The sequence below is a fragment of the Stieleria sp. genome (assembly GCF_041595215.1).
GTDB lineage: Bacteria > Planctomycetota > Planctomycetia > Pirellulales > Pirellulaceae > Stieleria > Stieleria magnilauensis.
Genome location: NZ_JBFHKV010000110.1, coordinates 1 through 12,631, shown reverse-complemented (window position 1 = coordinate 12,631; position 12,631 = coordinate 1). Strand labels below are relative to the sequence as shown.

Below are 12,631 nucleotides of genomic sequence, written 5' to 3'. Positions count from 1 at the left end.
GCGGCTAAGACTCCGGTGTGACCGACCATGTCACCGTTGGCAAAATTGACGATGATCAGTTCACTGCGGCCGGACTTGATTTCATCGAGTACGTATTGGGTGACCTCCGCCGCCGACATCTCGGGTTTCTGGTCATAGGTCGAGACGTCGCGAGGCGATTGAGCCATTTCCTGGTTTTGGCCGGGGAACGGGGTGTCGCGGTAATCGTTGAAGAAGAACGTGACGTGGGGGTACTTTTCCGTCTCGGCACAGCGGAACTGATTGAGCCCTTTCTCGCTGACGTACTGGCCAAGGATGTTGGGCATCTTGGGAGGCTTTTCGAAAATGACTTCGACGGGCAATCCGGTTTCGTACCCCGTCATGGTGGCGTAGTACAGATCGTTGATCTTGGCACCGCGATCAAAACCGCCGCCGGGAATGTCCGCCCATTGTTGCTCGTCGTACACAAACGCTTTGGTGATTTCACGGGTTCGGTCACCGCGATAGTTGATGAACACCACCGCATCACCGTCGCCGATGGTCGCGGCCGAACCGCCATCGGGCACGATCGACGTCGCTTCGATGAACTCATCCCCGCTGCGACTCGATTCGGTGGGGTTGTCGTAGTACGCCTGAATCGCCTCTGCCGCTGACGTGGCGGTGCGCTGAGCCCCCTTGGTCAAGGCATCGTAGGCTTTTTGGACGCGATCCCATCGCAGGTCGCGGTCCATTGCATAGAAGCGGCCGACGACGGTTCCGACTCGGCCCACACCGGCGGCATCGAGTTTGTCTTGGACTTTTTGCACGTAGCCCAAGCCACCGTTGGGCGAGGTGTCGCGACCGTCGGTGATCGCATGCACGACCAACCGGTCCGCCGGCAGCCCGCTGTCTTTGTACAAGTCGACGACGGCCAGTGCGTGATCCAAATCGCTGTGGACGCGACCGTCGGACATCAGCCCCAAAATGTGCAGTTTGCCGCCGGTCTTGCGGATGTGCTCGAGCGTCCCCAGCAGCACGTCGTTCTTGAAGAATTCGCCTTCGCGGATCGAACGGGTGATTCGCATCACTTCTTGATCCACGATCCGTCCGGCACCGATGTTTTGGTGGCCGACTTCGCTGTTGCCCATCACGCCGGCGGGCAGCCCGACGTCTTCGCCGGATGTCTTGATCAACACGTTGGGATAGGTTTCCATCAGCGCGTCGGAGACAGGAATTTTACCCTGAACGACGGCATTGGCCTTGTCCCACTCGGGGTACGGGTTCTCGCCCCATCCATCACGAACAATCAAAACGACGGGTTTTCGGCGGACTTCGGTCATGGTTCTGGAGTCGATAAGGCGTGGATCTAAAGGGGCTGGGTTGCCAACCTGCCGGCGATTCTCGGCAGCGAATAAGGAGAATGTTAGCCCAGACGGGGCGTCCTCCAAAGTGGGCCAGGCATCAATCCATGCACTGTCGATCGCTTCTTCGAAAGGGAATCCGATACCCGGCTGGAACGACTTCAGGGCGGTCAGCGACGAAACACGTTGATCCAGAATCGGCCATTGCAACACTTCCGTCGGGGATCGGGTCAGTCGCATGAATGATTTTTCTGACCATGCAATTTTCTGACCGGAAGAATTTTCTGAGAACCGAAAACGTTGCCGGCACAGCTGGTTTTACCGTGATATTCCGGACATCCGCGGACGGCACCCCGCGGGTGTTCCGCGGCGGACGCGAAGCCCAAGTCCCTCTTCTGGCACATCACTTGCGTTCGGGCCTCGGTCGGCTGAAGCAGCCAATTGCTGAATCATCCAAATCCTTCAAGACCGGCTCCGTTGATGGAGTCGGCGACTGTCGGCAATCGACCAGCGCACGGCGACTGACTCCGTCTTTCCGCGTCGCTCTCCGATCGCCACCTCCCCCCACGATGAAAAGCACCGAGGAACCCAAAAATGAAACGTAGATTCAACCGGATAGAAAGTCTTGAAAAGCGAAACCTGTTGGCGGCGGGCTTGATCCCGGTCAACGCCACGATCCCGATCCAGGATAGCTCCAACGGGCTGAACATCGATGGCGACGCGGTGATCAAGTTCAACGCCGTCGTGCTTGATCCGCATCTGGATTCTCCAGATGATGTGAATCTGACGAACTTCGAAGTGACCAGCAACGCTCAGCTGAGCGGGCAAGTCAACAACGAAAACGTTTCAGGAAGTTACTCCGCCTCGGCTAACAACGACGCCTTGGAAATCCTTGCCAGTGGCGGCGCCTCGATTCTGCAAATCAACAGCGTGGCTCCTGACCATCTCGGTGGTTCCATCGACGCGACGATCGGAAGCGAAGCTTGGCAGGCCGGTATCATCCAGGCGATTTTAGATTCGGATCTGGACCTGAGCAGCGGTGGGCTCAACGGCACCTTGGACATCAACCTTTCCGGTAACGTGTCCGGCAGCGCGATCGACGAGAGCTTTGAAGTCACGATTTCACAATCCAACGTCGTGACGGCGGATTTCCCCGACCCGAGTCTGAAGAGTGTTTCGGGCCGTGTCTTCCTGGATGCCGACGGTGATGGAGTCCGCAGCGAAACCGACCTCGCCGTCGACGATGTGACGGCGGTGTTGCTCGACGGTAACACGGAAATCGACTCGGTCAACGTCGATGCCGACGGATTCTATTCGTTCTACAACCTCGGCAGCGGTGATTTCAAAATCCGCATCGACGGCTTGGGAGCCGAGCAAGAATTTTCGCCGGTGATGGTCGGCGCCGACGGCACGCTGGATAGCAACATCGATCCCACGACCGGGACGACCGCATCGCTGGACTTTTCCAGCAACACCAACCTGCTCAATATCGATGCCGGCGTTCGTGCCGCGGTGGACTATAACGCCCGCAGCGGATTGATCCCCATCGATGTCACGATCCCGTTCTCGGATCTTTCCAACGGACTGGAAGTCGACGGTGACGTGGTGCTGCGATTCGATGTCACCATTCTGGATCCGAAACTGGATGACGCCAGCGACATCAGCCTGACCAACGTCACCATCACCAGCAACGGTGGCTTGGATGGACAGGTCAATGGCCAAAACGTTAACGGCACCTTCGAAGCGTCGGCGGAATCGGGCGACATCGAAGTCGTATCCGATTCGAACCCGATGACGCTGCAGATCAACAGCATCTCACCCAATCACATCAATGGAACGTTCTCGGCAACCGTGGGCGGCATTACGGTGACGAACGCAGAATTCAACGCGATTTTGAACTCCGCGTTGGACTTCGGCAGCGGCGAATTGAGCGGCACGTTGTCGGTGGACGTCAGCGGTAACGTCTCGGGCAGTGCGTTTGATGAGTCGTTCCAAACATCCTTCACCCAATCCAACGTTGTTTCGGCGGACTTCCCTGATCCGAGCAAGCAAAGTGTCTCCGGCCGCGTGTTCGTCGATGTCGATGGCGATGGGGTGCGTGAAGACGGCGATGTCGCACTGACCGGCGTAACGGCTGTGCTGCTCGATGGTGACACCGAAGTCGCGTCGATGGAAGTTGATGCCAATGGGCATTACTCCTTCTACAACCTGAGCGGCGGTGATTACCGGGTACGCATCGACGGGCTGGATTCCCTTGACCAATTCTCCCCCTTGATGGCCGGCGGCGACGTTTCGATCGATAGCGACATCGACCCGAATACGGGTGCCACGGCAGTGCTGGACTTTAGCAGCGAAACCAACCTGATCAACATCGACGCGGGCGTCATCGTTTCCGCGAACGATCTGGTCAAGATGGACACGGTCGGCTTGTACCAGGGCGATATTTCACTGTTCCACCTGAACAGTGAATTGGCCACGGGCGCTTCGGTCGACTACACCCTCTTCGGACCGGACAATGACGCCGGGTGGATTCCACTGGCCGGCGACTGGGACGGCGATGGAACCGACACCGTGGGTCTGTATCAACCCTCCACCTCGATGTTCCACCTGGTCAACTCGCTGGGCCAAGGTACGTCGGATCAACTGTTCGCCTTTGGCCCGTCCGGGAATGCCGGATGGATCCCGCTGGCTGGCGACTGGGACGGGGACGGCGTTGACACGATCGGGCTTTATCAACCCGACATCTCTCTGTTCCACCTGAAGAATTCCTTCGGATCGGGTTCGTCCGACATCTACGCCTTCTTCGGACCGTCCGGTGACGCCGGCTGGACTCCGCTGGCCGGTGACTGGAACGGAGATGGAACCGATACGATCGGTTTGTATCAGCCCGACTTGTCGCTCTTCCATCTGTCCAACTCGTTCGCCGGCGGTGCATCGGATATCTATGTGGCCTTCGGCGCCTCGGGCAACGTGGGCTGGACGCCCTTGGTGGGTGACTGGAACGGCGACAAGATCGACACAATTGGTCTGTATCAGCCCGATGATTCGATCTTCCACTTGATCGACACGTTCCGATCCGGTGCGTCCGATTACCTGTTCGCATTCGGTCCCGCTGGTGATGCCGGATGGACGCCTTTGACGGGCGATTGGGACGGTGCCACACTTGCCGCTTCGGCTGAGTCCTCGGCAAACATCTCAGCGTCCAGTTCCGCCGCGGCACGACCGGCGACGTCGGATTTGGATCTGCTCGCCGCTGACCAGCTTCGAGCCGCTTCCGCCCTGAATGGCATCTCGTCCGATTCGGGTTCGGATAGCGACGACGAAGAGTCATTGCGTGCACTCGACGAGTTGCTGGCGCAATTCTGATCGATCGCTCATTGCATTGATCGTGCAAAAGAACGACATTCACGCCATCGGAGGCCTTTACCTTCGATGGCGTTTTCTTTTTGTTGTTGCTTTTGTAAACCCTCCCGCCAATGCCGCTGCTGCGATTCGAAACCGACCAAGAAACGCCATCTGGGCCGTTGATCGCCGCACTGCAACGCGTCCGCGACACGTTTGTCGACTCGCAGGCCATCGATTTCGATGACGCCGAAGCGCTGACACCGCGATTGCCAGAAACGCAGACGTTCTTTTCGTTGCCGGAACAACAGTTGTTGGCGTATGAGAAGTATCGCGAGGCGAGTGAACTGGGACATGTCTTTCGAATTGCCAACCAGACGCACGATTTCATTGACGCATTGGTCGTCGTCGGATCCGTCGGCGATGTTGCCGGCGGCGAAGCGTTATTCCAGGCGTGCTGCGATCCGTATCACAATGAACTCGATCGAGCGGCCCGCGGCAGCAAACCACGGATCTACTTTGTCGACGACGAGCTGGATAATGATCAGCTGCAATCGTTGCTCAACCGGCTGGCCGTCGGCGGATACGGCGACAGCGCCGCGGAGAACAGGTGGGCGTTGATCGCCGCCGGTAACGCGGAACCGGTCCATGATCGGCCGGTGCTTCAGCATCTGCTGCACCGAAACAGGATCGCCGGCGAGGAGCTTGATTCGGCGCTGAGGTCGCGGCTGGTCACGCCGATCGGAGACGCCGGATTTGCCGCCGAGATTTTAAAGTGTTCCCCCGGCTGCGGCGAACGGCTGCAAGTGTCGCGCAACCTAACCGGCGGGTTGGGTGTGTTCACTCCGTTGGGATTGCTGCCATCGGCATTTCTGGGACTCGATTGCATCCAACTGCTCGTCGGGGCCGCGGCGGTCAACGCGAACTTTCGCAGCGACCCATTCGAGACAAATCTCGTCTTGCGTTTTTTGGCCGCCAACGGCCTGGTCGGACCGGACGGTTTGACGTCGTCGATCGAGCCGTCACGGGTGTTTGCCTGGTGGGCACGCAGTCTCGCTGGGCTGGACCGGTGGCGACAAACGTTGCACCGGTGCGAACGTCGGGGGGACCGAGAGCCCATTGATTTGGCAACGGATTTTGCCCGGAGCGACTTGCTGGGGCAACTCGAACACGGGCATCGGACGGGTGATTCGATCGTTTGCAACCATGTCGTCGTCGACGCCATTCGTACCGATCCGCTTCCCATCGCGCCGACCGGTTCGGTCACCGGTCTGGATGATTCGTCGGCCCTGCCTCAGTTGCACCGCGACGAGCTGCCCGTGATCCGGCGACAGCTTGAGACATTAGGCGTACGGCAGAATCTGATCCGCCTGCCGGTGATCGACACCCATTCTCTGGGCCAATTGCTGCAGATGTTGATGTTGGCTGCGGCGATCGAATCCGAAGTGGCGGCCGGTCGGATTGGCTCGGGGGTCTAAACCGCGCCCGTTGTTTTGAGTACCCTTTCCACACTCTCTGCCATTCCATTTTCCTATCCATCCCGTTGACGCCTCGAAATGTCCGCCATCGACGACCTCTTTAGCCGTTTGAAATCCGAACAACGAAAGGCATTGATGCCATTTATCACGGCGGGTGATCCGAGCATCGAGGCGACCGGGACCATTTTGGACGGTTTGGCCGCCGCGGGTGCGGATTTATGCGAGATCGGGATTCCGTACAGCGATCCGATTGCCGACGGCCCGGTGATCCAAGCCTCCTATCAGCGGGCGCTCGATCACAAATTCCGGTTGCAGGACGCCTTTGAATTGGGCAAGGACAAGGCCGCCGGGCTGGGCATGCCGCTGGTGACGATGGTCAGCTACGCGATTATTTATCGGGTGGGGCTGCGGGAATACGTCCAACGGGCCAAAGCGGCGGGGTACGCCGGCGCCATCGTGCCGGATCTGTTGGTCGAGGAGGCCGGCGAACTGTCACAGATCTGTCGTGACGAAGATTTCAGTTTGATTCAACTGGTCACGCCGACGACGCCGCGGCAGCGTCAGATTGAAATCGCGAATTCCTCGTCGGGCTTTCTGTACTATGTGTCGGTGACCGGAATCACGGGCGAGCGAAATGAGCTTCCGGCGGATCTATTGGAGAGCGTGAGCTGGTTGCGGGGCCAGACGGAGCTGCCGATTTGCATCGGATTCGGGATCAGCGGCACGGAAATCGCGGCCAAGCTGGCTCCGGTCGCCGACGGGCTGATCGTCGGTTCGGCGATTGTCCGACGGATTGCAGAGCATGCCGACGCCGCCGAGGCACGCGATGCGGTCGCCAAATTTGTTGCCGAGCTGCGATCGGCGATTGATTCGGTGACCTCTGCGGCAAGCTAGGTAATCTTTACGGCTTCGCACGCTTGATTCGACGGCAAAATCCGAAAAAACCTACCTGATAGCAGGCGGAACCGCCGAAATCTACAGCAACACCGGTCCCACACGGATTTTCCGTAGGCGTTGTGCCACCCGTGATAAAGAGTCCCGCGAACGTCGCGGGCGGCTCTTGCAACGTCACCGGCCGGAGCGATTTGGAACTGTAGGAGGCATTTCCCATGCGACGAAAGTATCTAGGATTGGCGATCGCTGCGATCACCGCGTTGGGCCCCGCTTCGGCCTTTGGCGGCGACAGAGAGATTGCCGAAGAAATCATGACCCGTTTGAAGGGCAGCCGTGACTCCGGTGCCCTCAAAGACTTTACGCTTGACATGAAAGTAGACCAGGGCGTCGTCCTGTTCCGCGGCAGTGTCAGCGAGAGCGAACAAAAGCAGCTCGTCCTGTCAGCGGCCGAAGGCGTTGAAGGGATCGAAAAGGTCGTCGACGAAGTCGCCGTCAAGGCTGCGAAAGCAGCAGAGAAGGCGACGGAGCCGCAACCGGTTGAGCCGGCAGCTGCAACGAGCGATCAGTCGCTCCGCAACATGCTGACGGCCGGTCTGCAGCAACCCGCCGAAACCAAACCTGAAGTGGCGTTTGAGCCGATCATCGCGGACGCACCCCAAAGCGTTGCTGCTTTGGAAATCGCCCCCGGACAAGTTCAAACCACGGCCGCGGTCGAGCTGGCTGCACCCGCCGGATTGAGCGACCAACAAGTCGTTGCCGGCGTCGTCCAGGCTCTCAGTGCCGCCCAAAAAGACGGACGACTGAAGGGATTTGGCGTCGATGTCAAATGCCTTGATGGAATCGTCTCGATCGAAGGCCGAGCCGGATCGGCCGAGCAACGCCAACGGATCATCAGCATTGCTGAATCCGCACCCGGTGTTCAAGGGATCGACCAAGCGATCACCGTGATCGGTCAGCCCGCACCGGCACTCAGCCGCCCCACCGGCGTGCCAGCTCAACTGGCAAGCAATCGGATGGCGCCAGTCAACGTGGACCAAGTGCCCGCGATGGCTTCGCCCTACCACATGAATCAGCCCGTTCCGGTCGCCCAAGCCGCGACTCCGGTCATGGGTTCCCCCGCGATGGGGATGCCGATGCAAGGCACTCCTGTTGCGATGAATCATGGTGCTGGCGTCGGAGCTCCACGCTACGACGCTCCCAATCTGCCCAACTACGCTTGGCCAGGTTACGCATCCTACCCGAACTATGCTGCCCTGACTTACCCTCAGCAGTACAGCCCCTCGGCGTGGCCCTACATCGGTCCCTTCTATCCTTACCCTCAAGTCCCGATGGGATGGCGTAAGGTGTCACTGGAATGGGATGACGGATGGTGGTTCCTGGACTTCACCGATCGCTAAGGCGAACTCGGTAGGCGAAGGTGACTCCAGCCACAGTTCTGGAAATCGCTGCCGCGAGGGACTCATTTGTCCCTCGCGGCTTTTTTTATTGAAACGCGAACAGAAAACACGATGGCTCCGATGGCGATCCGCAGACAGCGTTGGCGGCTTCCGCTGCGGCGTCAACCCTCCGATTCAATCGTGACAAAGCACTCCAGCACGTTCACCCGGGGTAACAATCGAAAACAATACCCACCGATGGCAGCGCGAACCCACCAATGACAGGGTGCGAGAAATCCGTGGGTTCGCGCTGCGATCGGTGGGCCCAGTCATCGTTTCATCGCTCCGCAAGTGACAGCCCAATCCCGCTAAGTTTAGACAAATGGACAGGCCGCTCGCGCTGGCGCGAACCGGCTGACATCAATTGAATATCAGCCGTTTGGCGCGAGCCACGGGCCCCAGCACAAGGAAGCAACGCTTAACTTAGCGGGATTGAGTGACAGCCTGCCCTCTGATTCGCTCGGCCAACGCAACTCCAACAGATCGGGGAAGAAGCGGGGCATTTTTGGGTAAGTCGCTTTTCCATCTGACAAAGCACGAGCGGTTTGGTGTGGAACATCCGCTGTCGTGAAACAGCCGACAGCTCGGCGATTCGCTAAAACTCCTGAATTACCCGCAAGATCCGTATAAGTTCACACGATAACTGTCTGTACAAGCGGAACCTAACCGTGCTCCGACGCGCGGTCTTGTTATCGAACACCAGGGAAGGTTGCTCGGATGACCAACACGACGAACAGTCAAACAAAACACGCCGCCCAGGCAGACCGTCTGGAATCGGCCACGAAAGGCAGCCATGCCCTTTCGTCTCTCGCACGCAAAGTCACCCTGGTTACGATGGCGTGTGTCGCCGTCGGGACGACGGGTTGCTGGGGCGTCGGCACGAACTACAACCTCGGGTTCTTGGGATTTCCGATCCCGGTAAGCCCTTATTATCAACATAAGGCGGAAGAAGAATTCTGGAAGAAAGAGCGTTACGACAAGGTGCCGATCCTCGGCCCGACCACCTCTGGTGGCGCCCCGGTCGCGCTCGATCCCCCCAGTGACGACGAAGTGATGCATGCACTGGAAAGTGCACGTCCCGTCCAAGGCGGCATTCCGTTGCTGTATGAAAAGCAACGCAACGACGTGCGGATCATCAAAGAGAAGATCGCCGATTACGTCGATCCGCCTCGATTCTATCCGCTGATCGGCCCCGCCCAACTGCACCACGCACACTACAAGTGCACGATCTACTTCGAAGAGAAGACCACGATCGGCTACCCCGTGCCGCACACGCTGCACGATCAAGAAGCCGTCGAAGTCGTCTACATCGACCACAACCACTTCCACATGGTTGGCGACGTCGAACCCTACACCACTCCGGCGCTCTAGCCGCGTTAACAAGCGTTCCGCTTCACCACTAAAAAGGCGGCTTTGCGTGATCCACGCAGAGCCGCCTTTTTTTAATGCCGAATCACCGCGGACCTACAGCCCCAGCGATTCGCTGGCCGCCTGTTGGAACGCCTTGCGAATGTCCGACCCATCGCTGTTGCCCATTTTGGTCCGCTGAATCATCAACACGTAAATGGTTTGTGTCTTGGGATCGACCCAGCCTTGGGTTCCAAATGCCCCGCCATGCCCGAACGTTCCCGGAGACAACATCTCGGTCACGCCTTGTGGTTCGCGGACGATGCACCAGCCCAACCCCCAGCAATTGCCGGGCGTGAACCCGGTTTCCAAATCGCCGGTCTGCGGTGACGTCATCTGCGTCACCGCGTCTTCGGAGACGACCTGCTGCTTGCGGAATTTCCCCCGGTTCAACACCATTTGATAGAACCGGAACATGTCGCGAGCGGTTGCAAACAGACCGCCCGACGGATTGGGCGCTTTCACCTCGGCCGGATTCGAAATGCGATTGGCAACCGCCTGCAGCGACTGTCCCTCTTCACCCGGGCCATACAACGTTGCGATGCGACGCTGTTGTTTCTCGTCAGGAAAGAACGTGGTGGACGTCATCGTGCCGGGTTCAAAGATTCGCTCTTGCAGGAATGCTTGAAACGACTGACCCGAGACGATTTCAACGATCCGTCCGGCGACGTTCAACCCCGGACTGTACTGCCACTTCGTGCCGGGCTCAAACGCCAGCGGTCGCTCGGCCAGTTGATCGACCGCCTCTGCGAGTGATCCATCGAACAGTTGATCGCCGGCCAGTCCCGAGGTGTGCGTGATGGCGTCGCGGATCGTGATCTCACGGCTCGGTGCCGACCCGTCTTTCAGCTTCAGATCCTTGTAGGCCGGGATGTACTTGCTGACCTTGTCGTCCACACTGAGCTTGCCTTCGTCCTGCAAGATCATGATTGCGGTCGCGGTGATCGGCTTGGTCATCGAAGCGATCGAAAACATCGTGAACGGACGCATCTCCTTTTGTGTTTCGATGTCGGCCAACCCGACCGCGCCCAAATGCACGATCTTGCCGCGGTGGCCGACCAAGGTCACTGCGCCGGAGATTTTCCCTTGCTCGACGAAGGTTTGCATGGCCGCATTGATCGGGTCGATCACGGGCGGCGGCGTGGGGGCCGTCTTTTTCGGTGCCGTTGCTTCCTGGCCAGATGCCGTGGTCGCAACGGTCAGAATCAGGGCAATGCAACAGGACGATAGCAGGCGAATCATTGAAAGACTCTTAGCAGGTGGGGAAGAACTCACATCAGGGACCTCCTTGCGGTCCGGTATTGTAACCCCTTTGTCACGCGTCAAGTTCCCGCGAACGCTGACCTTGCGCTGTGTCAGCGTTGAATCTTCGGGTTGGATTTTGTCGAGCGGAACAGGGACCGCCTGCCACTTGTAGAGTGTTGCAATGACCATTGAGCCCACGGATAGCAGCGCGAACCCACGGATTTTGGGCACCCCGTCATCGGTGGCTTCGCGCTGCGATCGGTGGGTCTTGTTTTCGAAGCGTCAGGCGATTTTGCCCATCGAATCACCCATGCGGGCGTACAACTCACGCTGGTCGGCGGAGTGTTGCTGTAAATCGTCATCAAACACGATGCGACCGGGCTCGAAAATGACGATGGTCGATGAACCGCCGAATCGGAAATAGCCCTTTTCATCCCCTTTGGAAACCGGGTCGCCCGGGCGATAGGTCTGGCAGATTCCGCCGACGCAGGTAGCACCGATCTCCAACAGCAAGACGTTACCGAGCGTTTCGGTTTCTAGAATCGTGATCTCACGTTTGTTGGTCGCCAGGATGTGAATGTTTTGACACAACGCGATCGGATTGACCGAGTAGAGCGGTCCGTTGATCAAGCGTGCCGGTCCGGGGCGTCCGGCGGCGGGAAAGTGAAAACGGTGATAGTCGACCGGGCATAGCCGAGACAGCAGCAAGCTTCCCTGGGAATATCGACGCGTCAGTTCGGGATCACGCAGCAGCGTCGCCAAATCGAACATCTGGCCCTTGACGAACAACCCCTCGCAACGTGACAGATCGGGCACGCAGAGGTGTCGTCCGTCGGCGGGGAAGACGAGGGTCGAGGGATCGGGATCGATCGGTCTGGCCGACGGGTTCAGCTTGCGAAAGAAGAACTCGTTGAAGTTGGCGAATTCGTCCGGGTTGCGGGCAAACTCGCTCGCGTCGAGTCCAAACTCCTCGATGAAGGGTTTGATTTTCTCGCGGGTTTTCGGTTGGTCCATCCGCCAGCCATACCAGCGGGAAAACCAAGCCCGTTTCACCATCGCGGCCAGGGCGAGTTTTCCGCCCCACGTCCCATACGTCCAACGAAGCGCCTTGTCGCCGTAGACTTTTTCGACGCATGACTCGTCGCGGTAACGGTCGTGATAGACGATTTCATCCATGGACGGAGTGTGGGAGACGAGGAGGGGGATGTGGGTGTGGGGCGTGCCATCCACTTTGACAACAAACGGGAGGGCTTGTTAGCGGAAGGGCGCGAGCCCTCCGGTCTTTCAAGCTGATACCGGACGGCTCGCGCCGTTCCGCTAACACCGTCAGTACCCAAGCAGCGGCACTGGCTGACGCCGCGTGCGGACTGGTATAGATTGACATGCCGGATCGACTTTGGCGAGAGCGCCTGGTGACTCGGTGTATGATGAGAATCCGTCTCGGTTTGTCCAATCCTTTCCTCCACCATTCACTGTCCGAATATGAATCTTCGCCCCTGGATCACCGTCT

8 protein-coding genes are annotated in these 12,631 nt (G+C 58.7%); 5 read left to right on the top strand and 3 right to left on the bottom strand.

Annotated elements, in window-relative coordinates; translation table 11 throughout:
• Positions 1 to 1,298: 2,3-bisphosphoglycerate-independent phosphoglycerate mutase (gpmI, locus tag ABX749_RS06700; RefSeq protein WP_372895291.1), on the bottom strand; the 1,298-nt coding region annotated here is incomplete at its 3' end.
• Between the two features lie 615 nt (positions 1,299 to 1,913).
• Here gpmI and ABX749_RS06695 point away from each other — a divergent pair.
• The 5 genes from ABX749_RS06695 (at position 1,914) to ABX749_RS06675 (ending at position 9,840) form a co-directional block, all read left to right on the top strand.
• Positions 1,914 to 4,685 (top strand): SdrD B-like domain-containing protein, encoded by a 2,772-nt coding sequence (locus ABX749_RS06695; protein ID WP_372895290.1) that lies wholly within the window; start codon positions 1,914 to 1,916, stop codon positions 4,683 to 4,685.
• A gap of 110 nt (positions 4,686 to 4,795) precedes the next feature.
• Positions 4,796 to 6,139: a hypothetical protein gene (locus ABX749_RS06690; RefSeq protein WP_372895289.1), complete on the top strand. Its 1,344-nt coding sequence runs from the start codon at positions 4,796 to 4,798 to the stop codon at positions 6,137 to 6,139.
• A 78-nt stretch (positions 6,140 to 6,217) separates the two neighbouring features.
• Positions 6,218 to 7,033: a tryptophan synthase subunit alpha gene (gene trpA, locus ABX749_RS06685; RefSeq protein ID WP_372895288.1), complete on the top strand. Its 816-nt coding sequence runs from the start codon at positions 6,218 to 6,220 to the stop codon at positions 7,031 to 7,033.
• 215 nt (positions 7,034 to 7,248) lie between these two features.
• Entirely contained in the window at positions 7,249 to 8,430 is a 1,182-nt protein-coding gene (locus ABX749_RS06680) for a BON domain-containing protein (protein WP_372895287.1), read from the top strand.
• A 756-nt stretch (positions 8,431 to 9,186) separates the two neighbouring features.
• Positions 9,187 to 9,840, top strand: a complete 654-nt coding sequence (locus ABX749_RS06675; protein WP_372895286.1) for a hypothetical protein — start codon at positions 9,187 to 9,189, stop codon at positions 9,838 to 9,840.
• 93 nt (positions 9,841 to 9,933) lie between these two features.
• On the opposite strand, the gene ABX749_RS06670 is transcribed toward ABX749_RS06675, so the two are convergent.
• Together ABX749_RS06670 and ABX749_RS06665 are read right to left on the bottom strand one after the other, a co-directional pair.
• Positions 9,934 to 11,118: a serine hydrolase domain-containing protein gene (locus ABX749_RS06670; protein ID WP_372895285.1), complete on the bottom strand. Its 1,185-nt coding sequence runs from the start codon at positions 11,116 to 11,118 to the stop codon at positions 9,934 to 9,936.
• A 285-nt stretch (positions 11,119 to 11,403) separates the two neighbouring features.
• Complete coding sequence (locus tag ABX749_RS06665; protein WP_372895284.1) at positions 11,404 to 12,297, bottom strand: phosphatidylserine decarboxylase; 894 nt, start codon at positions 12,295 to 12,297, stop codon at positions 11,404 to 11,406.
• Positions 12,298 to 12,631: the final 334 nt, after the last annotated feature.